Annotated in this window: 23 protein-coding genes; 2 read left to right on the forward strand and 21 right to left on the reverse strand. The window is 60.5% G+C overall.

All coding sequences use genetic code 11. The features are described from left to right. Positions 1-158: 158 nt before the first annotated feature. The 14 genes from BLR69_RS13960 to BLR69_RS14025 all read right to left on the reverse strand — a co-directional run bounded on the left by BLR69_RS13960 (position 159) and on the right by BLR69_RS14025 (position 11717). Positions 159-962 (reverse strand): transglutaminase family protein, encoded by an 804-nt coding sequence (locus BLR69_RS13960; RefSeq protein ID WP_071493926.1) that lies wholly within the window; start codon positions 960-962, stop codon positions 159-161. Then, a complete protein-coding gene (locus BLR69_RS13965; RefSeq protein WP_071493927.1) occupies positions 959-1909 on the reverse strand; it encodes an alpha-E domain-containing protein in 951 nt (316 codons plus the stop codon). The genes BLR69_RS13960 and BLR69_RS13965 overlap by 4 nt, the downstream gene beginning before the upstream one ends. Positions 1910-1913: 4 nt before the next feature. Next, positions 1914-3323: a circularly permuted type 2 ATP-grasp protein gene (locus BLR69_RS13970; protein ID WP_071493998.1), complete on the reverse strand. Its 1410-nt coding sequence runs from the start codon at positions 3321-3323 to the stop codon at positions 1914-1916. 401 nt (positions 3324-3724) lie between these two features. Further along, positions 3725-4066: a ribonuclease E inhibitor RraB gene (locus tag BLR69_RS13975; protein WP_058427416.1), complete on the reverse strand. Its 342-nt coding sequence runs from the start codon at positions 4064-4066 to the stop codon at positions 3725-3727. 213 nt (positions 4067-4279) lie between these two features. After that, positions 4280-4516, reverse strand: coding sequence for a hypothetical protein (locus tag BLR69_RS13980; protein ID WP_058427417.1), 237 nt, complete (start codon positions 4514-4516; stop codon positions 4280-4282). A gap of 103 nt (positions 4517-4619) precedes the next feature. Further along, positions 4620-5225 (reverse strand): START domain-containing protein, encoded by a 606-nt coding sequence (locus BLR69_RS13985; protein ID WP_071493928.1) that lies wholly within the window; start codon positions 5223-5225, stop codon positions 4620-4622. Positions 5226-5266: 41 nt separating this feature from the next. Further along, positions 5267-5521: a YkgJ family cysteine cluster protein gene (locus tag BLR69_RS13990; RefSeq protein WP_071491547.1), complete on the reverse strand. Its 255-nt coding sequence runs from the start codon at positions 5519-5521 to the stop codon at positions 5267-5269. Positions 5522-5683: 162 nt separating this feature from the next. Continuing rightward, positions 5684-6169, reverse strand: coding sequence for a translation initiation factor 2 (locus tag BLR69_RS13995; protein ID WP_071493929.1), 486 nt, complete (start codon positions 6167-6169; stop codon positions 5684-5686). A 104-nt stretch (positions 6170-6273) separates the two neighbouring features. Next, a complete protein-coding gene (locus BLR69_RS14000; protein WP_015885400.1) occupies positions 6274-7713 on the reverse strand; it encodes an aminotransferase-like domain-containing protein in 1440 nt (479 codons plus the stop codon). Positions 7714-7962: 249 nt separating this feature from the next. Beyond that, positions 7963-8778 (reverse strand): OmpA family protein, encoded by an 816-nt coding sequence (locus BLR69_RS14005; RefSeq protein ID WP_071493930.1) that lies wholly within the window; start codon positions 8776-8778, stop codon positions 7963-7965. Further along, the gene (locus tag BLR69_RS14010) at positions 8775-9137 is read right to left on the reverse strand and encodes a DUF4398 domain-containing protein (protein ID WP_058427423.1); all 363 of its coding nucleotides are present in this window, start codon (positions 9135-9137) and stop codon (positions 8775-8777) included. Before BLR69_RS14010 ends, BLR69_RS14005 begins: the two co-directional genes overlap by 4 nt. Positions 9138-9146: 9 nt before the next feature. Continuing rightward, positions 9147-9962: a substrate-binding periplasmic protein gene (locus tag BLR69_RS14015; RefSeq protein WP_071493931.1), complete on the reverse strand. Its 816-nt coding sequence runs from the start codon at positions 9960-9962 to the stop codon at positions 9147-9149. A 73-nt stretch (positions 9963-10035) separates the two neighbouring features. Further along, positions 10036-10965: an electron transfer flavoprotein subunit alpha/FixB family protein gene (locus tag BLR69_RS14020; RefSeq protein ID WP_071493932.1), complete on the reverse strand. Its 930-nt coding sequence runs from the start codon at positions 10963-10965 to the stop codon at positions 10036-10038. 2 nt (positions 10966-10967) lie between these two features. Next, positions 10968-11717, reverse strand: coding sequence for an electron transfer flavoprotein subunit beta/FixA family protein (locus BLR69_RS14025; protein ID WP_057009251.1), 750 nt, complete (start codon positions 11715-11717; stop codon positions 10968-10970). 506 nt (positions 11718-12223) lie between these two features. On the opposite strand from BLR69_RS14025, the gene BLR69_RS14030 reads away from it, so the two are divergent. Beyond that, complete coding sequence (locus tag BLR69_RS14030) at positions 12224-13888, forward strand: electron transfer flavoprotein-ubiquinone oxidoreductase (RefSeq protein WP_071493933.1); 1665 nt, start codon at positions 12224-12226, stop codon at positions 13886-13888. 178 nt (positions 13889-14066) lie between these two features. On the opposite strand, the gene BLR69_RS14035 is transcribed toward BLR69_RS14030, so the two are convergent. Next, a complete protein-coding gene (locus tag BLR69_RS14035; protein WP_071493934.1) occupies positions 14067-14960 on the reverse strand; it encodes an AraC family transcriptional regulator in 894 nt (297 codons plus the stop codon). A gap of 180 nt (positions 14961-15140) precedes the next feature. Here BLR69_RS14035 and BLR69_RS14040 point away from each other — a divergent pair, with 180 nt between their 5' ends. Next, positions 15141-16193, forward strand: a complete 1053-nt coding sequence (locus BLR69_RS14040) for an NAD(P)-dependent alcohol dehydrogenase (RefSeq protein WP_071493935.1) — start codon at positions 15141-15143, stop codon at positions 16191-16193. Here BLR69_RS14040 and BLR69_RS14045 read toward each other — a convergent pair whose 3' ends face one another. From BLR69_RS14045 to BLR69_RS14070, 6 genes are all read right to left on the reverse strand, one after another. After that, positions 16194-16997 carry an IclR family transcriptional regulator gene (locus BLR69_RS14045; protein WP_071493936.1) on the reverse strand — a complete coding sequence of 268 codons (804 nt, stop codon included), beginning with the start codon at positions 16995-16997 and terminating at the stop codon, positions 16194-16196. Positions 16998-17180: 183 nt separating this feature from the next. After that, positions 17181-18146: an L-arabinose ABC transporter permease AraH gene (gene araH, locus BLR69_RS14050; RefSeq protein WP_028617559.1), complete on the reverse strand. Its 966-nt coding sequence runs from the start codon at positions 18144-18146 to the stop codon at positions 17181-17183. A 17-nt stretch (positions 18147-18163) separates the two neighbouring features. Then, positions 18164-19663, reverse strand: coding sequence for an L-arabinose ABC transporter ATP-binding protein AraG (gene araG, locus BLR69_RS14055; RefSeq protein ID WP_071493937.1), 1500 nt, complete (start codon positions 19661-19663; stop codon positions 18164-18166). Next, positions 19660-20640: a substrate-binding domain-containing protein gene (locus BLR69_RS14060; protein ID WP_071493938.1), complete on the reverse strand. Its 981-nt coding sequence runs from the start codon at positions 20638-20640 to the stop codon at positions 19660-19662. Before BLR69_RS14060 ends, araG begins: the two co-directional genes overlap by 4 nt. Before the next feature lie 32 nt (positions 20641-20672). Beyond that, positions 20673-21494 carry an SDR family oxidoreductase gene (locus tag BLR69_RS14065; protein ID WP_071493939.1) on the reverse strand — a complete coding sequence of 274 codons (822 nt, stop codon included), beginning with the start codon at positions 21492-21494 and terminating at the stop codon, positions 20673-20675. A 223-nt stretch (positions 21495-21717) separates the two neighbouring features. Then, complete coding sequence (locus BLR69_RS14070) at positions 21718-22197, reverse strand: GNAT family N-acetyltransferase (protein ID WP_010208407.1); 480 nt, start codon at positions 22195-22197, stop codon at positions 21718-21720. Positions 22198-22294: the final 97 nt, after the last annotated feature.

Genomic DNA, 22294 nt, shown 5'->3' on the forward strand with positions numbered 1-22294 from the left:
ATGCGGTGTGTCAGGAGTTTCTTCGGTTCCTGGTTTTGGGGCTGCTGCGCAGCCCAGCGCGGGGCAAGCCCGCTCACCACAGCAAATCTGCTCACCACAACAAATCTGCTCACCACAACAAGTCCGCCAGCCACAACACCCCGCTCGCCGCAACCGAATCATTGCTGCTGGACGGAAATCACCGGCGTCGGCGCCACGAACACCTTCGCATGCATCTGCTCATGCCCCCCGCCCCGGCGCATGCCGCGCACCGGGCAAGCGTCTAGGTAATCCAGCCCCACCGCCAGCTTCAAGTGCCGCTCCGGGCGGGCCAGCTGGTTGGTCACGTCAAAGCTGTACCAGGCGTCATCCAGCCAGGCTTCGGCCCAGGCGTGGCTGGCCAGGTGCGTGCTGTCCTCGGTGTACAAATACCCCGACACATACCGCGCAGGAATGCCCAGGCTACGTGCACAGGCCAGGAACGCGTGGGTGTGGTCCTGGCACACGCCCGCACGGCCGGCGAAGGCCTGGGCGGCGCAGGTGTCGACCTCGGTCGCGCCGGGCGTGTAGACCATCGCCTGGTTCAGTGCGTGCATCAAGTCGATCAACGCCGTACGGTCACGCCGTTGATGGCAGTGCTGTTCGGCAAAACCGCGCAGGGCTTCATCGGGTTCGGTCAGGCGCGTGCACCGCAGGAACGGGAACGCCGATTGGCTCTCATGCTCGGCCTCGCGCAGCTCATCGATGTCCACCTGGCCACGCGCCCCAATGATGATGGCGTCGTGGGGCTCATCCAGGGTCAGCACATGCAGGATGTTGCCGAACGGGTCCACCTGGGCACGCACCGGGCGTGGCAGGTCGAGTTGCCAACTGAGTACATGCTGGCGCTCGCTGTCATGGGGCGTGAGGCGCAGGTACTGAATGCTGGCGCGCACCTGGTCTTCGTAGTGGTAGGTGGTTTCGTGGCTGATGGAGAGTCTCATGCCGCCTCCAGGTAGGAACTGTAGATGGCGTCGCCTAACTGGCGGACCAAAGGAATAAAGTCGGTCAGCCAGGCGTGCAGGCCTTCCTCAAGGATTTCATCGATGGCGGTAAAGCGCAGGCGCGCGTCCATCTCGGCGGCCAGGCGCTGGGCCGGGCGGCCGTTGATGCCAGGCAGGCTGGCGAGGATCTGGTCGATCTCTTCACTGCAGGCCCGCAGTGAGCGTGGCACATCGGCGCGCAACAGCAGCAACTCGGCGACTTGCCGTGCGCCAGGCGCATCGCGATAAATCTCGGTGTAGGCCTCGAACGACGACAAGGCGCGCAGCAAGGCGCTCCATTGATAGTAGGCGTGGGCCGTGCCATCGGTGACAGCCTCGGCGCGGTCACCGGCCATCTCATAGCGGGCGTCCAGCAGGCGCAACGTGTTGTCGGCCCGTTCGATAAAGGTGCCCAGGCGGATAAACCGGAAAGCATCGTTGCGCATGATGGTGCCGTAGGTGGCACCACGGAACAGATGGGAGCGCTCCTTGACCCACTCGCAGAACCGGCTCATGCCATAACGGCTCAGGCCCTGCTGGGCGATATCCCGAATATCCAGCCAGGTGGCGTTGATGTTTTCCCACATGTCGGCGGTAATTCGCCCACGCACCGCATGGGCGCTGGCCCGCGCGGCGCCGAGACAACTGTAGATGCTGGCCGGGTTGGCCGCGTCCAGCGCGAAAAAGTGCAACAGGCGTTCGGCGTGCAATTCGCCGTGGCGCTCGTGGTAATCCTCCAGGGTGCCGGTAATCAATAGCGGCATGGCCAGTTCATGCAGGCCGTCGCCGCGCCCATCCTGGGGCATCAGTGACAGCGAATAGCTGACGTCGAGCATGCGTGCGAGGTTTTCCGCACGCTCCAGGTAGCGCGACATCCAGTACAGATCCGAGGCAGTTCTACTCAACATGGCATCAGTCCTCGACCACCCAAGTGTCTTTGGTGCCGCCGCCCTGGGACGAGTTCACCACCAGCGAACCTTCGCGCAAGGCCACGCGGGTCAGGCCGCCGGGCACTACACGGGTCTCCTTGCCGGACAACACAAACGGGCGCAGGTCGATATGGCGCGGCGCAATGCCGTTTTCGACAAAGGTCGGGCAGGTGGATAAACACAGGGTCGGCTGGGCGATATAGGCGTGGGGCTTGGCCTTGATCCGCGCTCGGAAGGCTTCGATTTCCGCCGCCGTGGACGCCGGGCCTACCAACATGCCGTAGCCACCGGAGCCTTGGGTTTCCTTCACCACCAGGTCGGGCAGGTTGGCGAGTACGTGGGACAGTTCGTCGGGCTTACGGCACTGGAAGGTCGGAACATTCTTCAGGATCGGTTCTTCATCCAGGTAAAAACGGATCATCTCGGTGACGAAGGGATACACCGACTTGTCATCCGCCACCCCGGTGCCGATGGCATTGGCCAGCACCACATTGCCGCAGCGATAAGCCGCGAGCAGGCCGGGCACGCCGAGCATGGAGTCCGGGTTGAAGGCCAGGGGGTCGAGAAACGCATCGTCGAGACGACGGTAGATCACGTCCACGGCCTTGGGGCCATCGGTGGTGCGCATGAAAACGCGGTCATCGCGTACGAACAGGTCGGCGCCTTCCACCAGTTCCACGCCCATTTCGCGGGCGAGAAAGGCATGTTCGAAGAACGCGCTGTTGAAGCGCCCCGGAGTCAGTACAACCACGCTGGGGTTATCCAAGGGGCTTGAGCTTTTCAGGGTGTCCAGCAGCAGGTTGGGATAGTGATCGATGGGCGCGATGCGCTGGGCAGCGAACAGTTCGGGGAATAGCCGCATCATCATCTTGCGGTCTTCGAGCATATAGCTGACGCCGCTGGGCGTACGCAGGTTGTCTTCGAGCACGTAGTACGTGCCGTCGCCATCGCGTACGAGGTCAACGCCGGATATGTGGGAATACAGGTCGCGGTGCAGGTCCAACCCCTGCATCGCCAACTGGTATTGCTCGTTGGCCAGCACCTGTTCGGCAGGAATGACCCCGGCCTTGATGATGCGCTGCTCGTGATACAGGTCGGCGAGAAACATGTTCAGCGCCTTGACCCGCTGGATGCAGCCACGCTCGACAATCCGCCATTCGCTGGCGGGAATACTGCGCGGGATGGTATCGAAGGGAATCAGACGCTCAGTGCCCTGCTCGTCCCCGTAGAGGGTGAAGGTGATCCCGGCGCGGTGAAACAGCAAATCGGCTTCGCGCCGGCGTTGAGCCAGCAGTTCAGCGGGGGTTTCGGCCAACCAGCGGGCGAACTCGCGGTAATGCGGTCGGACCTGGCCTGCCCCATCGTACATTTCATCGTAATAAGTGCGGATCATGCCGAACTCCTTGTCACCCGGGCGCAAGAACCATCGCAAGGCCCGTGCCAGCGGCATAAACACTTAAAAATCAGTGAGTTAAATTAACCACGCAATCTGCTCGCACCGTCCTGGTGCGCAGAATGCCCGGTGCACTGCCCGACGCTTCATCGCAATGCGGGCTTTGACTATCAACAGCATAGTCAGAGTTGATTTCACTGCCCGGCGCAGGCTGCGGATAATCGGCCCCATCTGCTGAACTGCCTTCAGCGCTCCGCTCTTCCCTTTAGGCCACCCGTATGGGTGGCCTTTTTTTTGGTGCATAAAAACAGCGCGCAAGTTCCGAGTAATTTTCCCACCTCACAAACAAAATCGGCCGACCCAAAGGTCAGCCGATACGCTGTGTTGCTCATAAACTGCCGCTACATGGGTAACCCACGCACCTCCTGCTTCACGCCCCATCCTTCGATGATCCCGCCCAGCGGCTCGACCACCGCCCCGAAGTCTTGCTCGAAGTCTCCAATGCCGTCGTAGGTCGCAAACATGACTTTGCTCAGCTCCAGGTACCAGGCGCCATCGTCGCGCGCACTCACCTGGGCATTCAGGGATTCCCCGCGAAACTCACCCGCAGCCCTGCGCGCCCGTTCCTCATCCGGGAAAATGGCGTAGAACTCGATGGGGTGAAAACGCGAGAAGTCGAAACCGCCTTCTTTCATGCGGCGCAGAACGTTGGTGCTGATGTCTTCTTGATAGGCTGTGCTCATGAAAAGTGCTCCTCAAATTGATGGATAGACTTTCCGTGCTTCCCGAAGCCCACGCCGCAATGGCGTGGGGACTACGGCAACAACATCACCGCTGGAAAACAAGCATGTAGCTGACAAGACCAGACCTTAGCGATTCATTCGCTGATCTCCCTTGCAGAGTAGCGCGAAGCTATCACCTCCACCAGAGGTGCTTGGATGACTTACAGGGAATGTTCAGGCGGCGGGAGAGATGTCGAGGATCTGGATGCTGTTCTGGTCTTTGAGGATCTTGACCGTCGGCTCGGGCTTGCGGCCCTCTAAGTCATTGAGGTCCAGTTCGGCGGCGACGGGCACCAGCTTGTTGCGAATCATGTGCGCAGCGTCTTCGAGGCTGGGCTTGTGTTCGCAGGTGAACTGCTCCACGGACTGCACGCCGTGATCATCAACGAAGGTAATTTGCCACGTTTGCATCGGTGCCTCCTCGATAAAACCCATGTGTGGGCTTACACGTATCTGGACCTTGAGCGCTGGGCAAACGTTCCACTCAAGGCCGGAGGCACCGGATCAGCTGCAGTTATTTTTCCGCGTGTTGTTTCAAGGCTTTCAAGGTGTTGAACGGGGCGTCCACCACGAACTTGTTGGCCAACCACGAGGGGACGCTGCCGCCTGGCTCGGTGTGCACCTGGTAGGTGACTTCGGTCAGGTTGTCGCCTTTGGGCACCAGTTTCCAGAAGCCATCCACTTGGGCGACGCGCACGTAGCCTTTTTCTTCAGGCTTGTAGGTGGGGACACCTTCGAGTTTACGAGTCAAGGTGCCGTCAGCGGCCTTGGTCGTGGTGATATGCAGGTAGGAATCGCGATCCGTCACGGGGAACGGTGCTTTGAATTGGGTGTAGGTCCAGCTCTCGTCGCCCTTCTTGTCGACCAGCTTCTGGGCCTTGCATTCGTGGATCCAGGCGCACGCACCGACTACGTCTTCCTGCAACGCGACGATCTTCGCCACCGGCGCCTTGATCGTGGTCACCCCGCGATACGCCTTGTACTTGGAGCCGGTAATTTCGCTCAGGGACACCTTGATACCGTCTTCGTCCTTGGCGACTTGCCAATCCTCAGCCTGGGCAGTGGCAGCAAACAACACCGTAAAACCGCACAACACAGCCATTCGTTTCAGCGAACCCATTGTTGTATTCCTTATTGTTGAAGTTCCGATAGTAAAGCCCATCAAGCCGCCGTCATCTGCTCCCACCAGCCGATCAAGCGGATCGCATCGGCCTGGTCGGTGCCGCAGACCTCGAGATCTGCCTTGAAATCACTGCACACCGCCGGTCGCTCCGGCTGGCCGAACAGTAGGCATAGCTGTTCGACCGACAGGTGCAGGCAGCGTTCGCCCGCCGGTTTGCCCTGTGGCATGCCCGGTAATGGCGAACTGATGGAGGGGGCGATGCAGCAAGCGCCACAGCCTTCACGGCAATTCATGACCAGCAGGTCCTCGACGACTCAATGTGGATGGCCGGGCTAGAGTACGCCCTAAAACAGCCGTTTTAAAATGGGTTAACAGGGGTTTTTCGCAGAAAACACAAGTGACTGACCAGTCTGCGACAGATGGTCGAGGGCACGCGTCACGTTTGCGGGAAAAGTTTACTGCTTGAACTCGAACTCCACCGCGGCGCCTTCGACTTCGCGCCGTTCTTCGTTGCGCAATTGCAGCTTCATTTCATTGCTGAGCAGGCGGCCGTTGATCTGGAAGGCGCTGTTGTCGGTGGGTTTCTCGCCGAACATCGGCGGCAGCAAGGGCACACTTTTAGGTTTGGGCATGGTGCCGATAGGTTGCAAGTGCCTGACCATGTCCGACGGCAGGGACAGGTCCAACTGTGCCGGTGGCAATTGTGTCTGCGTCACTTCGCGGGATGCCTTGGACCTGCTGGCTGCACGTTTTTTGGCTGCAGCGGTGGGTTTCTTCACCGCTGGGGCTTTTTTAACGGGGGCCGTTTTTTTCGCGGGGGGCTTCTGCTCGTTACTGGCGGCGGGCTTGGTTTCACTCACAGGAGCTGCCGCCAGCACTGTGCCGACGTTGCACAGGCTTAACAGGCCAATTACCAGAACAGCGCGAAAAATACAGGTCATATCGCCTACAGCATTAACGGCAGAGGGCCATATGCTCGCTTGTTGTGCGCGCCATGACAAGCATAGTGATTAGTGTGCTAGAGGATTTGTCCCCTTTCTGAGCGTCATAATCCTGCTGCTGTTTCCTGGCATAACTGGCTCGCCAGCATCCCCAACGTCATCAGCGCCCGCTCTGCCTCGCGGTTCCACGGGGTGCCGCAGTTCAGGCGAATACAGTGGTTGAACTGCTCCGTATTACTGAAGATCAGCCCCGGCGCAATACTGATGCCCTGTTGCAGTGCGCGCACGTGCAGTTCCTGGGTATTGACCCTTCCAGGCAAACTGACCCACAGGATGAAGCCGCCCGTCGGACGGGTCATCTGGGTGCCTTCCGGGAAATACTGCTGCACCGCCAGCTGAAAGGCGCTGAGGTTCTTGCGGTACTCCTGGCGAATGTAGCGCAGGTGCCGGTCGTAGCCACCATTCTCCAGGTAAGCGGCAACGCCCATCTGCGTGACACTGCAGGCGGAGTGAGTGCTGAACATCTGCAGGCGCTGGATCTCCTGCTGGTACTTGCCGGCGATCATCCAGCCAATGCGCACACCAGGGGACAGCGTCTTCGAAAAGCTTGAACAATAGATAACCCGATCCAGGCGGTCATAGGCTTTCAGCGCCTTGGTGCGGCCCAGTTCGAACATCAGCTCGCCGTAGATATCGTCCTCGACAATCTGGATGTCGAAGTCCGAGGCCAGGCGCAGTAACTGTTTCTGCCGTTCCTCAGGCATGGTGCCGCCCAGCGGGTTGCTCAGGCGCGTGGTCAGCACCAGGGCCTTGATCGACCATTGGTTGGCCGCCAGTTGCAGGGCTTCCAGGCTCATGCCGGTGGACGGGTCGCTGGGAATCTCGATGACCTTGAGGCCCAACAGATCGGCGAGTTGCAGCAACCCGTAATAGGTCGGCGACTCAGCGGCAATCAGGTCGCCAGGCCGCGTCAGCACCCGCAACGACATCTGCAACGCATCGACACAACCGTGGGTGATCACCACTTCGGACGGGTCCACCACCACGCCCGCATCGCGCATGCGGATCGCCACCTGGCGGCGCAGCGGTTCGAAACCGGGGCTGAACATGTAGCTGAATGCACGCGGGCTCTGGAAGCGCGTGACCTTGGCCAATTGCTGGTGCAGAGCGCGTACTGGCAGGTAGTCCACGCTCGGCACTGCGGCGCCCAACGGAAACACACCCTCGCGGCGCGATTCGCCCAAGACCTGTTGAATGATACTGCTGCGGGTGACCAACCCTGGGCGCTCGACCCGTGCAATGTCCGGCGTCGGCGCCGTGAGTGCTGGCGTCTGGTGCACGTAATAGCCGGACTGTGGCCGCGCCCGGATCAACCCCTGGTCTTCCAGGTTGGCGTAGGCCTGCAACACGGTGGCGTGGCTGACGTTCAGCTGTGAGCTCATCTTGCGCACCGAAGGCACGCGCTCACCCGGTTGATAGACACCGCGCCGGATATCCTCAGCCAGTTGCTGGGCGATACGTTGGTAAAGCAACAGATTGGTCATGACGCAGCACTCGATTTCACGGGTATTTTATTTTTGTGTGAAACATACCGGCACAGTTTAGAAGTGTACGGGGACAGTTGCCACAATAGTCGAGCGCGCGTTGGAGTGACAGTAAAACTGTGAGGGTGCACACCAAAAAATGTGGGAGGGGGCTTGCCCCCGATGACGGTGGGTCAGCGACAGATTTGCTGACTGATGCACCGCTATCGGGGGCAAGCCCCCTCCCACATTCATAGCTGCTCCAGGCTTCTACCGGGCGGCGCCGAGTTGGCCTTTTTCGTCAGAGAAGACGATTTCAACGCGACGGTTCTGCGCCCTGCCCCGCTCGGAGGCATTGGCCTCCACCGGGTACTGGTCACCATACCCTTCCACCTGGATGCGTTTTTCGTCGATCCCCAGGTCGACCAGCACATCAGCCACCGACTGCGCGCGGTCGCGGGACAGTTTGAGGTTTTCCTGCTCGCCGCCGGTGTTATCGGCGTAGCCCTCGATACGCACCACACGCTTGGGGTTCAGTTGCAAGAACTGCACGATCTTGAGCACTGTGCGGTTGGCCGAGTTCTTCAGCTCGGCGTCACCGGTGTCGAACAGCACATCGCCCAGGGTCATCACCAGGCCACGATCGGTCTGGGTGGTGGTCAGGCTGGCGATCTGCTCTTCAAGCCATTTACCCTGCTGCTGCACGCTGCTCAGCTTGCTTTCACGCAGCGCCAGTTGCAGGCGCTGGCGCTCCAGTTCGAGCTTGGCACCGCGCTCCTGGTTGAGCGCCTGTTCGGTGTGTTCACGGGCAATAGCGCTGTAGCGTTGGCTCAAGTAGGCGTAATGCACCACGTCGGCACCACTGCCCCAGTAGCTGGACAAGCGGTCGGCACGGGCCAGGGACTCACCGGCGCGGATTACGTCCTTGGGCGCAAAGCGCAACACATTGGCGTCTTCCTTGACCTTCTGGAAGTCATTCCCGGCCTGTTGCAGGGCCTGTTCGCTGTCGGGATGGCTGGCACAACCGCCCAATACGGCAGTGCCCAACAACAGCGCACAGCTCAAACCACGGATCAGCGGACTCATTGGGCTTCCCCCAACTGCAGTTGCTTGCGCAGGCGAGTGATGCGGGTGTTGAGCACGTTCAACTGCTCCTGGCTCTTGCGGGTCAACACTTTGGCTTCTGCCAGGCGCGCGTCCAACTCGGCTTGCTCAAAGCGCATGCGTGCATTTTTGTAGGACTGGTCAGCCATGCTCGACTTGGCCCGGGCGAATTTCTCTTCGGCCAGTTTTAGTTCGGGCGATTCATCGGGGTTGGCGCCAACGGCGCTGGCTTGCTCAAGGGCTTGCTGGGTGAGGCGAATTTGTTCATTCGGCGCAGGATCAGCTGCACATCCCGCCAGAGCGACAACGGCGAGGGCCGCGAAAAGAGGTCGAAGAGTCACTGAAAATCCCTACTTTGTTGGGGTGCCGACGGGTTGTTGCAATTGCGCTTTCCAACGTTCCAGATTGCGCTGCAATGCGGCTTCCGTCACACCAGACCCGGGCAATTCTGTCATCTTTTTGGCGAGCTGTCCGCGCAACCACGGATCGTTGCAGGCCGAGTTGTGGGAAATCGCCAGGTACAGGCCCGGCTGATCAACGGGCACATCGCGGGTGATCAGGTCGTTGCTCATGCCCAACGTCTGCGCCATCGCCATGCCGGAATAACGCCCGGCGAGGACATAGTCGACCTCTCCCAGCAGCAGCTTCTGGAACGCCGGCGTCAAGGACGGCAGGCGTTGCAGGCTCAGTTGCTGGCCGGCGAACGTTTCGAAGGCGGCACTCAAGCGCGCACGTTCCGACACCGCGCCTTTGTGCCCGTGCAGGTCCGCCGCCGTGGTGTAGGCCAGCGCTGAATCCTTGCGCGTCCACACCAGGTAGTCGAGCTGCACCAGGGCCGGGTGGATGTAGTCGAGGGTTTCCAGCTCGCCCAGGTTCAGCGGCGCATCGGCGAGGATATCCATGCGCCCGCTGCGCACTTCATCCAGGGCCAGCGAACGTCTGCCGCCGTAGAGCAGGTCGATTTTCAACCCGAGGTCCTTGCCCACTTGTTGCAGCACGTCGGCGGTGGCGCCGATGAGGTGCGTGGGGTCTTGCGGGTCACGCCAGAGCAGGGGCGGCGCGTCCGGACTGCCGGTGATCACCAGGCGGTCGCATTTGCCGGCGGCCAGCGTCAGGCTCGGCAGCAGAGTGAGGCCCAGCAGTACGGCCCAGGGACGCAGTTCCATGGCAAGTGTCTCCAGCAAGTCAAAAAAAAGCCCGGTCACAAGGACCGGGCTCTTTATAAGTGAAGCGACTGGATTAGACCAGCTTCTCCAACTCAGGGACAGCTTCGAACAAGTCCGCCACCAGGCCGTAATCAGCCACCTGGAAGATCGGTGCTTCTTCGTCCTTGTTGATCGCAACGATCACCTTGGAGTCTTTCATACCGGCCAGGTGCTGGATCGCGCCGGAGATACCGACGGCGATGTACAACTGTGGCGCAACGATCTTGCCGGTCTGGCCGACCTGCATATCGTTGGGTACGAAACCTGCGTCGACGGCAGCGCGGGAAGCGCCGACCGCAGCGCCCAGCTTGTCGGCCAGGGCGTACAGGTGCTTGAAGTTGTCACCGTTCTGCATGCCACGCCCGCCGGAAACGACGATCTTGGCAGCGGTCAGCTCAGGACGGTCCGACTTGGCCAGCTCTTCGCCAACAAAGCTGGAGGTGCCAGCGTCGTGGGCAGCGGCGACGGCTTCAACGGCAGCCGAACCACCTTCGGCGGCAACCGGGTCGAAACCGGTGGCGCGTACGGTGATGACTTTGACCGAAGCGTTGGACTGTACGGTAGCGATAGCGTTACCGGCATAGATCGGGCGCTTGAAGGTGTCGGCGCTTTCGACCGAGATGATCTCGGAGATCTGGTCAACGTCCAGTTGCGCAGCAACACGTGGCAGGATGTTTTTGCCGTTGGAAGTGGCGGCAGCCAGGATGTGGCTGTAGCCAGCGCCCAGCTCTGCAACCAGAGGGGCAACGTTTTCCGGCAACTGGTGAGCGTAAGCGGCGTTGTCGGCCAGCAGTACTTTGCTCACGCCCGCGATTTTCGCAGCGGCTTCAGCCACGGCGCCAGCGCCCTGACCAGCAACCAATACGTGGATATCACCACCGATTTTCGCAGCGGCAGCCACGGTGTTCAGGGTGGCCGGGGCCAGCACCTTGTTGTCGTGTTCAGCGATTACCAAGATAGTCATGATTAGATTACCTTCGCTTCGTTTTTCAGTTTCTCTACCAGTTCAGCTACCGACTTGACCTTGATGCCCGCGCTGCGTGCAGCCGGTGCTTCAACTTTCACGGTCTTGTTGGTAGAGGCGGTGGAAACGCCCAAAGCTTCCGGAGTCAACGACTCAAGCGGCTTCTTCTTGGCTTTCATGATGTTTGGCAGGGACGCGTAGCGCGGCTCGTTCAAACGCAGGTCGGTGGTGACGATGGCCGGCAGTTTCAAAGAAACGGTCTGCGCGCCGCCGTCGATTTCACGGGTGACAGCCACGCTGTCGCCGCTCACTTCGACCTTGGAGGCGAAAGTGCCCTGGCCGTAGCCGGTCAGCGCAGCCAGCATCTGGCCAGTCTGGTTGTTGTCGCTGTCGATGGCCTGTTTGCCGAGGATCACCAGCTGAGGCTGTTCCTTGTCGACAACGGCTTTGAGCAGCTTGGCAACGGCCAGGGAGGTCAGCTCTTCAGCGGACTCAACCAGGATGGCGCGGTCGGCGCCCAGTGCCAGGGCGGTACGCAGCTGCTCTTGAGCAGTGGTCGGGCCGATGGAAACCACGACGATTTCAGTCGCCACGCCTTTCTCTTTCAGGCGTACGGCTTCTTCCACGGCGATTTCGCAGAAAGGGTTCATCGACATCTTGACGTTAGCGAGGTCGACGCCGGAATTGTCCGCCTTGACGCGAACTTTCACGTTGTAATCGACAACGCGTTTGACAGCTACAAGAACCTTCATGGATTCCTCGTTACTCTCCGGTGAAAAGAAAGTCGCCTAGGCGAACCTGGCGGTTGATGCTCATCGGCACACAAGGGCACCTCCAAAAACGCAGGCGGCGACCTTGCTCACGGGAAATGATGACCGTTCGTCAGGGGTGACTGAGAGGTCATTCTTTATCGCAGCGTGTAAACTGCGCGCCAATGTTTGGGCACGCGTCACCTGTCTTGCTTTTGGACGTGCTCTTGAAACCTGCTGTCTGCCTACGGTAAGCGCAAAACCGACCGTATATTGACCGGAACGCCTATTCTGGTCAATACAGCAAAATAGCCAGTCATAAGCCGCACCACTTTGATTTATCTAGCCTGCGAGCAATTCAAACAAACGTTTGTATTGGACGCTGCCAGTGGTGTAGATATAATGCGCCACCTAGAGAGAAAGGTGGGTCTTGCCGTTGCCGCAAGACGACACCGAACCTCCACCCATTAGAAAAAAAAGCCTGTTGAGCCTTGAGTAGGAGATAGCCTGTGGAACGCGAATACATGGAATTCGACGTGGTCATCGTCGGCGCTGGCCCGGCGGGACTGTCTGCCGCCTGCCGACTGAAGCAGAAGGCCGCCGAAGCCGGTAAGGAAATCAGCGTCTGCGTGGTCGAGAAAGGCTCCGAAGTCGGCGCGCATATCCTCTCCGGTGCCGTGTTCGAACCACGCGCCCTGAACGAACTGTTCCCGGACTGGAAAGAACTCGGTGCCCCGCTCAATACCCCAGTGGTGCGCGACGACATCTATGTACTGCGCAGCCCCGAAGCCTCCACCAAGGTGCCTGACTTCTTTGTGCCCAAGACCATGCACAACGAAGGCAACTACATCATCTCCCTGGGCAACCTGTGCCGCTGGCTCGCCCAGCAGGCCGAGAACCTCGGTGTGGAAGTCTACCCAGGCTTCGCCGCCCAGGAAGCGCTGTTCGACGAACACGGCGTGGTGCGCGGGATCATCACCGGTGACCTCGGCGTCGACCGCGAAGGCAACCCGAAAGAAGGCGTCTACACCCCCGGCATGGAACTGCGTGGCAAATACACGCTGTTCGCCGAAGGGTGCCGTGGCCATATCGGCAAGCAGCTGATCCAGCGTTTCAACCTGGACAGCGACGCCGACGCCCAGCACTACGGCATCGGCCTCAAGGAAATCTGGGAAATCGACCCAGCCAAGCACCAGCCTGGCCTGGTGGTGCACACCGCCGGCTGGCCGCTGGACATCATGAGCGCCGAGAACACCGGCGGCTCGTTCCTCTATCACCTGGAAAACAACCAGGTAGTAGTCGGCCTGATCGTCGACCTGTCCTACAGCAACACTTTCCTGTCGCCGTTCGATGAGTTCCAGCGCCTCAAGCACCACCCGGTGCTGGCCCAGTACCTGGAAGGCGGCAAGCGCATCAGCTACGGCGCCCGTGCCATCTGCAAAGGCGGCCTGAACTCGCTGCCGAAGATGGTCTTCAAGGGCGGCGCGCTGATCGGGTGCGACCTCGGCACCCTGAACTTCGCCAAGATCAAGGGCAGCCACACCGCGATGAAGTCCGGCATGCTCGCCGCCGACGCCGTGGCCGACCGCCTGTTTGCCGACTCCGAAGGCGGTGATGAACTGACCGCTTACGTCGACAGCTTCAAGTCCAGCTGGCTCTACGAAGAACTGTTCGCCAGCCGCAACTTCGGCCCGGCGATGCACAAGTTCGGCCCGATCATCGGTGCCGGCTTCAACTGGTTCGACCAGAACATCCTGGGCGGCAAGATGCCGTTCACTCTGCACGACACCAAGCCGGACTACGCCTGCCTCAAGCTGGCCAAGGACAGCAAGAAGATCGACTACCCCAAACCCGACGGCAAGCTGAGCTTCGACAAGCTGAGCTCGGTGTTCATCTCCGGTACCAACCATGAAGAAGAACAGCCATGCCACTTGAAGTTGAAAGACGCCAGCATCCCGATCGGCACCAACCTGCCGCTCTACGATGAACCGGCGCAGCGCTACTGTCCGGCCGGCGTGTATGAAGTGATCACCCAGGAAGACGGCGAGAAGCGCTTCCAGATCAACGCCCAGAACTGCGTGCACTGCAAGACCTGTGACATCAAGGACCCTTCGCAGAACATCACCTGGGTCACACCGGAAGGTGCGGGTGGGCCGACTTACCCGAATATGTAAGCTCGCGGCTCGAACAAAAAGGCTCCCAAATGGGAGCCTTTTTTTGGCCAACACCAATCAAAATGTGGGAGCGGGCTTGCTCGCGAAAGCGGTGTGTCAGTTAAAGATGTTTTAACTGGTCCACCGCCTTCGCGAGCAAGCCCGCTCCCACATTTAATCTGCGTTTTGCCTGGAATAACTATGCAGCACGCTCTTCACCGGGGTTGCGTTCGAAGTAGCGTTTATATTCCCGACTGAACTGCGACGTACTCTGATACCCCACACTATGCGCCGCCTGCGCCACACCCATGCCGTCCACCAGCAGCAACTGCTGGGCCTTGAGCAGACGCAAACGCTTGAGGTACTGCACCGGCGACAACAACGTGCAGCGCTTGAAGTGCTCATGAAAGGTCGACGCACTCATATGCGCATACCCCGCCAGCGTCTCGATATTCAGCGGTTCGGCGTAATGGGCATGCAGGTGATTCAACGACGTGGCGATCCGCGAAAACTGTCCCTGCTGCTCCACCAGTGCTCGCAACACATCCGCCTGCGGGCCCCGCAGAGCGGTGAACAACACTTCCCGGACCCGCGCCGCGCCCATGATCCGGCTTTCCAGCGGATCGTGCAGGCATTGCAACAGCCGCTCGACGGCGCCGCGCATTGCGTCATCGAGCATCACCGAGCTCATCGACTCCAGCGTCTGTGCGGTCGGTGGCGGCCCGGCCTGAATGCCCATGGCCATGACCAATTCGCCCAGGACCACGCGGTCAATGCCCACCGTGACACCGTACAACGGCGCATCAGCCCCCATGGCAAAGGTCTCGCACTCGAACGGCACCGGCATGGCCTGGATCAGGTAATGTCCGGCGCCATACTCCAACGTGCGCGGCCCCAGGTAGGCGACTTTGCTGCCTTGGGCCACGAACATCAGGCTCGGCTCATAGATCTGCGGCCCGCGTGCCACGTCACAACTGGCGCGCAGCACTTGCACACCGGACAGGTGGGTCGGGGAAAAACCGTCGCAGGGCGTAAGCCCCTCAATCAAGGCAACCAAGGTGGCATTGGCATCGAGATGGCGGGTCAACAACATGGCAAAAAACTTCGCGAGTAAGGGATGAGAACATCATCGCAGGTCTGGCGGCCAATGGATCCAAACCAGGGGCACTCCCGGACGAATAGGCATGAGACTCGGAGCAATCGCCATGGCCGCATCAGGACCCGGCGCGGAGAATGCGCCACCTCACCTGTCATTGCTTTGCGAGGTTTCCCCATGTACACCGCCATCGGTTATGCCGCCCAGTCGGCCACCACTCCCCTCGCCCCCATGTCTTTCCAGCGCCGCAGCCCGCGCACCGATGACGTGGCCATCGAGATCCTCTACTGCGGCGTCTGCCACTCCGACATCCACCAGGCTCGCAACGAATGGGGCATCGCCGTGTACCCGCTGATGCCGGGCCACGAGATTGTCGGCAAGGTCACCGCCGTGGGCGCCAACGTCACCGCGCACAAAATTGGCGACCTGGTCGGCGTAGGCTGCATGGTCGATTCGTGCCGTCACTGCGACGCCTGCAAGTCAGACCTGGAGCAATACTGCCTCGAAGGTCCGACCATGACCTACGCCACCCCGGACCGTGTAGACGGCAGCAACACCATGGGCGGTTACTCCGACAGCATCGTGGTCAGCGAGCACTTCGTCGTGAAGATCCCGGCCAAGCTCGACCTGGCCAGCGCGGCGCCGATCCTGTGCGCCGGCATCACCACCTACTCGCCGCTCAAGCACTACGGCGTGAAGGCCGGCGATAAAGTCGGCGTGCTGGGCATGGGTGGCCTGGGCCATATGGGCATCAAGTTCGCCAAGGCCATGGGCGCGGAAGTGACGTTGTTCACCCGCTCGGCGAGCAAAGCCGAAGAAGGTCGTCGCCAGGGTGCCGACCATGTGATCGTGTCCACCGATGCCGAGCAGATGAAAGCCGCCGCCGGCCGTTTCGACTTCCTGTTGGACACCATCCCGGTGCAGCACGACCTGAACCCCTACCTCGACGTGCTGCGCTTTGACGGCGTGCACATCCTGGTCGGCCTGATCGAGCCGGTCGACCCGCCGGTCAACGCCGCCAAGCTGGTGCTGGGCCGTAAAGTACTGGCGGGCTCCTTGATCGGTGGCATTGCCGAGACCCAGGAAGTCCTGGATTTCTGCGCCGAGCACAACATCACCTGCGACATCGAAATGCTCGACATCCGCCAGATCAACGAAGCCTACAGCCGCATGATCGCCGGCGATGTGAAGTACCGCTTTGTCATTGACATGGCGACCTTGAAGGCCTGATCAGGCCTTCGCGCCCAACTCCGCCGACAGCCGGGCTGCGACCTGTTTGACCACGGGAATCAGCTCGGCCATTTTCTCCAAGGGCATGTAGGGCACGGTACTGGCGATGCTGATGCCCGCGACGATTCGCCGGCTGGCATCGCGCACCGGTGCCGCCACGCAGCGAATCGACGGTTCGTTGTCTTCCAGGTCGAACGCATACCCGCCCACCACGTATTCACGCATGCGCTGCTCGAACTGTGCCCAGGATTGTTCCGGGTGCTGCGGCCATTGCAGGCTTTTCCCGCCCACCGGCAGGCTGACGTCGTACAGACGCTGCCACTCTTGCACCGTGTCATCCAGCAGCAATGCCTTGCCAATTCCGGTGCGCGCCAGCGGCATGCGGTGGCCGACCCGCGAGCGCATTTCCGGGCCATTGCGGCCGGGGTTCTTGTGCAGGTAAAGCACGTCGTCGTATTCGCGAATGGCCAGGTGGATAGTGTCACCGGTCAATGCCGACAGCTCATCCAGATAGGGGATAGCCAAGGTCACCAGCGGCAGCTCTTCGCGCGCCTGGAAACCCAGCTCGATCAACTTCGGCCCCAGCAGGTAACCGACTTGCGGCACTACGCGCAGGTAACGCTCGTCCACCAGACAACTGGCCAGGCGGTGGGTGGTGCTGCGGGTGGTGCCGATGCGCTTGGCGATCTCTTTCAGATCCCGCGCACCCGCCGCCACGGCCTGCACCACGCCCAGGCCGCGCAGCAGGGTCTGGGTGCCGGTGGGGGCGGTGTCTTTGACGGGGGTGTGGGCGTTTTCCTGCATATCGGGCCTATTAGTGTGAAAGCGGGGGCATTATGGCAAATACCGACCCTCAATACAGTGGCGATCCAAATGTGGGAGGGGGCTTGCCCCCGATGGCGGCACATCAGAGAAACATGTATCCACTGACCCACCGCTATCGGGGGCAAGCCCCCTCCCACATTTGAATCTTCATAGGGCTGGGGATCAGCGCTGTTTCATGCGGTCGATGATGACCGCCAGCAACAGGATCGAGCCACGGATGACGTACTGATAGAAGGTGTCGATATTTTTCAGGTTCATCGCATTCTCGATGATCGCCAAAATCAACACCCCGGCAATCACATGGCGGATCATGCCGATGCCGCCACTCAACGACACCCCGCCCAATACGCACGCCGAGATCACGGTCAGCTCGAACCCCTGCCCAATCATCGGCTGGCCCGAGGTCATGCGCGAGGCGAGGATCACCCCGGCCAACGCACCGATCAACCCGTGCACGGCAAAGATGATGATCTTGGTGCGATCGACGTTCACCCCGGCCAGCAACGCCGCTTCCTGGTTGCCACCGATGGCCATGGTGTTGCGCCCGTAGGTGGTGTAGTTGAGCAGCCAGCCGAAGAACACAAAGCACAGCACGGTGATGATGATCGGCACCGGCACGCCCATCAGTTGGCCGTTGCCAAACACAAAGAAACCTTCGTCCATCACACCGACGGCCTTGCCGTTGGAGAAAATGTAAGCCAGGCCGCGCACGATCTGCATGGTCGCCAACGTCGCGATCAAGGCGTTGATACGCAGCTTGGCGATGACAATGCCGTTGATCAGCCCCACCACCAGGCCCATGGCCAATGCCGCCGACACACCGAGCACCACGCTGTCGGTGTCACGGATCACGATACCCGCGACCACACCGGCGCAGGCGATCACCGAGCCCACCGACAAATCGAAATGCCCGGATGCCAGGCAGAACAACATGGTGCACGCGGCGATGCCCACGGTGGAAATCGCCAGGCCCAGCCCGCGCATGTTCAGCGGTGAAAGGAAGTTGTCGATAAACAACGCGCTCAGCACAAAGATACTCAACGCGGCGAGCAGCATCACCCAGTCATCGAGGAATTTGCGCTGGTTGAAACCCGGCCAGAAGCCCTTTGCAGTTTTTACCTCAGACATCATTCACCTCGAATTCTTCAAGCCCGCGAACGCGGGAGAGCCAGTTGCAACAGCCGTGTTTCATCCGCCTGGTCACGGGCGAGTTCGCCGGTCAGGGCACCTTCGCTCATCACCAGGATGCGGTCGGAAATACCCATCACTTCCATCAGGTCACTGGACACCACGATTACCGCAATCCCGCTGGCTGCCAGGTTATGGATGATCTGGTAGATCTCCGACTTGGCGCCGATATCGATGCCACGGGTGGGTTCGTCCAACAGCAGCACTTTCATCGGCATCGACAGCCAGCGGCCGAGAATGGCCTTCTGCTGGTTGCCGCCGGACAGGTACATGATTTTCTGTTCGGCGTTCGGCGTCTTGACCTTCATGCTTTTGATTTGCCGGTCTGCGTTGGCCTTTTCCCAGCCGTCGCGCAGCAGCCAGCCGAACGCGGAGTGGGCGCCACGCGCGCTGATATTGATGTTCTCGGCGACGCTGGACAGCGGAATGATGCCTTCCTTCTTGCGGTCTTCCGGGCACAGCAGTACGCCGGCGGCGATGGCATCGCGCGGTGAACGCAGTTGCAGGGCCTGACCGCACAGTTCCAGGCTGCCGGAAGTGCTGCGGGTCAAACCACTCAGCAGTCGAAACAGCTCCGTGCGCCCTGCCCCGACCAAGCCGAACAGACCCAGAATCTCGCCCTTGTGCACCTGCAAGCTGACAGGCTCACGCAAGCCCGGGCCAAGCAAGCCCTCGACCTTCAGCGCTACATCGCCCTGTTCACGCGGGCGGTAGTCGTAGATGTCCTGGATATCGCGGCCGACCATGCACGTCACCAATTGGTCGTGGGTCAGGGTGCTCATGTCGTCGAAGGTGCGCACGTAGCGACCGTCCTTGAACACCGTGACGGCGTTGCAAATGCGGAACACTTCTTCCATGCGGTGGGAGACGTAGAGCACCACTTTGCCTTCGTCACGCAGCCGCGTGATGATCGCCATCAAGCGGTCAATCTCCCGCGCCGACAGGCTGCTGGTGGGCTCGTCGAAGGCAATCACATGGGCGCCACGGGACAGCGCCTTGGCGATTTCCACCAGTTGGCGTTGCCCGAGGGACAGACGGCCGAGCTTTTCATCCGGGTCGATTTCATCCGCCAGGCCCTTGAGGCAGGCCAACGCTTGCTGGCGCAACTGGCTGCGGTTGACCACCCCGAAACGGGTCGGCAGGTGCCCAAGGAACAGGTTCTCGGCCACGGTCATTTCCGGCACCAGGTGCAGTTCCTGGTGGATCACCGCCACGCCGCTGGCAATGCTGTCGGCGGCAGACTTGAAGTCCATGGTCTGCGCGCCGATCTGCAACGTGCCGCTGCTGGGCAAGTAGGCACCGCCAAGGATTTTCAGCAGCGTCGACTTGCCCGCGCCGTTCTCGCCCATCAACGCATGCACCTCACGCGGCCGCGCTTCAAAGCTGATCTGCGCCAGGGCTTTCACACCGGGAAATTCCTTGCCGATGCCGTTGAAGCGCAAGGCCGCGCCGGTCATTTCCACAGCCCGATCTTGGTCAGCTCTGCCTGGAAGTTGGCGCGGGTGATCAGGGTCACTTCGTCCATCGCCGTATATTTCGCAGGTTCGGTGCCTTTGGTGACCCACTCATACATCGCCAACGCGGTGTTGTAACCCTCGATATGCGGGCTGGGCAGCATCGAGCCGAAGAAGCCGCTGTCAGCCTTTTTCAACTCGCCGATGGCGTCGGTGCCATTGATGCCGATACCGATCACGTTGGCCGCCTTGAAGCCCGCGCTTTCGGTGGCGCGTACGCCGCCGAGCACGGTGTTGTCATTCATGCCGCCGATGATCAGGTTTTTCGCGCCGCTGGGCAGCTTGACCAGCGCCGAGTTGGTGGCGTCCATGCTGCCGGGTACGTCGAGGGTCTTGAGCGCGGCGGTCAGGATATGGTCTTTGGGTAGGCCGGCGTCTTCCAGGGACTTGATCGAACCGTCGGTGCGCTTCTTGCCGGTGTCGAGTTCGTTATAGGTGTTGATCACGGCGTAGGTTTCCTTCCAGTCCCAGCCGCGTTTTTTCGCTTCGGTTGCCATTGCGGCGCCCTGCTTCTGGCCCACTTCAAAGGCAGCCATGCCCAGGTACGGCACGTCTTCCATGAAGTTGCCCTTTGCATCCACGAAGCGATCATCCACGGCCATGACTTTCAGGCCATTGACCTTGGCCTTGGCGACGATGGCCGGGCCGAGGGACACGTCCGGCGGGCAGATCACAAAGCCCTTGGCGCCGTTGGCAGCCAGGCTGTCGATGGCCGAGAGGGTTTTTTCACCGTCGGGCACGGCGATCTTGATCACGGTAAAGCCGTGTTCCTTGCCGGCTTTCTCGGCGAAGGCCCATTCGGTCTGGAACCACGGCTCTTCAGCCTGCTTGACCAGGAAACCGATCTTCACTTCTTCGGCGAGTGCCACGCTGCTGAAAGCCATTGCGAGTGCCAGGGTGCCTAAAGTCTTCTTGAACATGAACCACCTCTTTCTTGTTATTGGAAAACGCTTCAGTCGTGGTACATCACAGACCGCCCGCCATCGATCATCAGGCAGGTGGCATTGATAAACGGCGCCTCGTCGGTCGCCAGGAACAACGCGGTCATCGCCACTTCGATCGGCTGGCCGATGCGCTTGGGCGGGTGCAGGTCGAACGCACGCTGGCGCTCGGCGTGGGGGTCGGGGGAACCGTTCCAGTAGTCGACATTGAGTTGGGTTTCGATGTAGCCCGGCGCGATAGCATTCACACGGATGCCCTTGGGCGCGTATTCGATGCCGAGGGCGCGGGTCAGGCCAAGCAGGCCATGCTTGGCCACGGGATAGGGGAAGCAGCCAGGAATGATGTGGCTGGAATGGGTGGAAGCAATGTTGATGATGTTGCCGAGGCCCTGCTCGATCATGTGCGGCAACACCGTGCGGCAGCCGTACCAGGCGCCGTCGAGGTCGATGGCGAAGCAGCGGCGCCAGTCTTCGTCGGTCATCTCCAGCGGGTCGCGGAACACATTGACCCCGGCGCAATTGACCAGTACATCCACACGACCGAAACGCTCGATGGCCACATTGACCAGCGCCTGCCATTGCTCCTTGGACGTGATATCGACGGGTTGCGCGTAGATCTCGGCGCCACGTGCGCGCCAGTGGGCGGCAACGTGCTCGACCTTTTCGCCCTGGATGTCAGCGATGACCAGCTTCGCCTGCTGCGCCTGGAAACACGCGACGATCGCCTCGCCAATGCCTTGGGCGGCACCGGTGATGATCACCACTTTGCCTTTGAGCCGCTCGCCGTAGGTGGGTTCGGGCACGGCAGGGAGTGACAACGGTTGTGCCTGCATCGCTTCACCTGTTTTATTTTTGGTAGTGAGTGCTGATGCAGCCGACTATAAACCCATCTTTTGAAATATCTCAATATATAAATTTGCATCCCATATTATGAGAAAATCGCAAAAAAATGTGGGAGGGGGCTTGCCCCCGATAACGGTCGATCAGCCAGCATCTTGGGTGACTGACACTCCGCTATCGGGGGCAAGCCCCCTCCCACATTTTGATCTACGGTCTTTAGCCTAGGGCGAAGTCACGCAGCGCATCACCCTCCATGCGATAGCGCACCCACTCCTCCTGCGGCTGGGCACCGATGGATTTGTAGAACGCAATCGCCGGTTCGTTCCAGTCCAGCACGCTCCACTCGAAGCGCCCGCAGCCGTTGTCGAACGCGATCTTCGCCAAGTGGCGCAAGAGCTTCTTGCCCGCGCCGCCGCCGCGTTGCTCCGGGTTGATGTACAGGTCTTCCAGGTACAGGCAGTTGCTGCCCAGCCAAGTGGAATAGCTGAAGAAGAACACCGCAAAACCAATCGGCAAGCCATCGCGCAAACAGATCAGGCCATGGGCGGTCGCCCCTTCGCTGAACAGGCTACGCTCGATGTCCACCACACTGGCGATCACTTCATGCCGGGCCTTCTCATACTCGGCCAACTCAGTGATGAAAGTCAGGATCTGCGCAGCATCGCTGGGCACGGCGGGGCGAATCTCGATGGTCATGGGCGAGCCTTGGCAATTTCAAAGCACACATACTAAGGCGCTTTCGTGACGAGTTGCAGCGCAATTTCGTGGTCACTGGCACACAAAATCTTACAGG

The organism is Pseudomonas azotoformans (genome assembly GCF_900103345.1).
GTDB lineage: Bacteria > Pseudomonadota > Gammaproteobacteria > Pseudomonadales > Pseudomonadaceae > Aquipseudomonas > Aquipseudomonas azotoformans.

What these genes read in the sequence shown, in the direction of transcription:
- BLR69_RS13960 (WP_071493926.1), bottom strand. Translation starts at nt 962, where the DNA reads ATGAGACTCTCCATCAGCCACGAAACCACCTACCACTACGAAGACCAG.
- BLR69_RS13965 (WP_071493927.1), bottom strand. Translation starts at nt 1,909, where the DNA reads ATGTTGAGTAGAACTGCCTCGGATCTGTACTGGATGTCGCGCTACCTG.
- BLR69_RS13970 (WP_071493998.1), bottom strand. Translation starts at nt 3,323, where the DNA reads ATGATCCGCACTTATTACGATGAAATGTACGATGGGGCAGGCCAGGTC.
- BLR69_RS13975 (WP_058427416.1), bottom strand. Translation starts at nt 4,066, where the DNA reads ATGAGCACAGCCTATCAAGAAGACATCAGCACCAACGTTCTGCGCCGC.
- BLR69_RS13980 (WP_058427417.1), bottom strand. Translation starts at nt 4,516, where the DNA reads ATGCAAACGTGGCAAATTACCTTCGTTGATGATCACGGCGTGCAGTCC.
- BLR69_RS13985 (WP_071493928.1), bottom strand. Translation starts at nt 5,225, where the DNA reads ATGGGTTCGCTGAAACGAATGGCTGTGTTGTGCGGTTTTACGGTGTTG.
- BLR69_RS13990 (WP_071491547.1), bottom strand. Translation starts at nt 5,521, where the DNA reads ATGAATTGCCGTGAAGGCTGTGGCGCTTGCTGCATCGCCCCCTCCATC.
- BLR69_RS13995 (WP_071493929.1), bottom strand. Translation starts at nt 6,169, where the DNA reads ATGACCTGTATTTTTCGCGCTGTTCTGGTAATTGGCCTGTTAAGCCTG.
- BLR69_RS14000 (WP_015885400.1), bottom strand. Translation starts at nt 7,713, where the DNA reads ATGACCAATCTGTTGCTTTACCAACGTATCGCCCAGCAACTGGCTGAG.
- BLR69_RS14005 (WP_071493930.1), bottom strand. Translation starts at nt 8,778, where the DNA reads ATGAGTCCGCTGATCCGTGGTTTGAGCTGTGCGCTGTTGTTGGGCACT.
- BLR69_RS14015 (WP_071493931.1), bottom strand. Translation starts at nt 9,962, where the DNA reads ATGGAACTGCGTCCCTGGGCCGTACTGCTGGGCCTCACTCTGCTGCCG.
- BLR69_RS14020 (WP_071493932.1), bottom strand. Translation starts at nt 10,965, where the DNA reads ATGACTATCTTGGTAATCGCTGAACACGACAACAAGGTGCTGGCCCCG.
- BLR69_RS14025 (WP_057009251.1), bottom strand. Translation starts at nt 11,717, where the DNA reads ATGAAGGTTCTTGTAGCTGTCAAACGCGTTGTCGATTACAACGTGAAA.
- BLR69_RS14035 (WP_071493934.1), bottom strand. Translation starts at nt 14,960, where the DNA reads ATGTTGTTGACCCGCCATCTCGATGCCAATGCCACCTTGGTTGCCTTG.
- BLR69_RS14040 (WP_071493935.1), top strand. Translation starts at nt 15,141, where the DNA reads ATGTACACCGCCATCGGTTATGCCGCCCAGTCGGCCACCACTCCCCTC.
- BLR69_RS14045 (WP_071493936.1), bottom strand. Translation starts at nt 16,997, where the DNA reads ATGCAGGAAAACGCCCACACCCCCGTCAAAGACACCGCCCCCACCGGC.
- araH (WP_028617559.1), bottom strand. Translation starts at nt 18,146, where the DNA reads ATGTCTGAGGTAAAAACTGCAAAGGGCTTCTGGCCGGGTTTCAACCAG.
- araG (WP_071493937.1), bottom strand. Translation starts at nt 19,663, where the DNA reads ATGACCGGCGCGGCCTTGCGCTTCAACGGCATCGGCAAGGAATTTCCC.
- BLR69_RS14060 (WP_071493938.1), bottom strand. Translation starts at nt 20,640, where the DNA reads ATGTTCAAGAAGACTTTAGGCACCCTGGCACTCGCAATGGCTTTCAGC.
- BLR69_RS14065 (WP_071493939.1), bottom strand. Translation starts at nt 21,494, where the DNA reads ATGCAGGCACAACCGTTGTCACTCCCTGCCGTGCCCGAACCCACCTAC.
- BLR69_RS14070 (WP_010208407.1), bottom strand. Translation starts at nt 22,197, where the DNA reads ATGACCATCGAGATTCGCCCCGCCGTGCCCAGCGATGCTGCGCAGATC.